This window comes from Pseudomonas sp. 2822-17 (assembly GCF_002742485.1).
Taxonomy (GTDB): domain Bacteria; phylum Pseudomonadota; class Gammaproteobacteria; order Pseudomonadales; family Pseudomonadaceae; genus Aquipseudomonas; species Aquipseudomonas cyclaminis.
This window is the reverse complement of sequence record NZ_LJRZ01000102.1, coordinates 1-311: the sequence shown is the minus strand read 5'-3', so window position 1 is coordinate 311 and position 311 is coordinate 1. Positions and strand designations below refer to the sequence as shown.

Sequence of the window (311 nt, the reverse complement as noted above, 5' to 3'; positions counted from 1 at the left end):
ATCCTAAGGAAATGGACCGTTTTTTAAAGCTTAATCCAGGTCTCCCATCACGCTTTCCTATGAAAGTTACTTTTCCAAACTACTCTGTGACTGAATTAATACAGATGGCAGATAAGATGGTAAAAGAACGTGATTACCAATTAGACTCAAAGGCTGAAGAGACATTAAAAGAACTTTTAACATATGCAAAAAATCAGCAAGAAGAGCATTTTAGTAATGGAAGATTTATTCGAAATTTATTAGAAAGAGCCATAAGGTCTCAGGCAGTACGTCTTTTAGAAGAAGGCGACTATGGGAAAACTGAGTTAATG

At 35.4% G+C, this 311-nt stretch carries 1 pseudogene; it reads left to right on the top strand.

The features are described from left to right. Nucleotides 1–11: 11 nt before the first annotated feature. A pseudogene (locus AOA60_RS01125) lies at nucleotides 12–311 on the top strand (hypothetical protein); the annotation flags it as partial.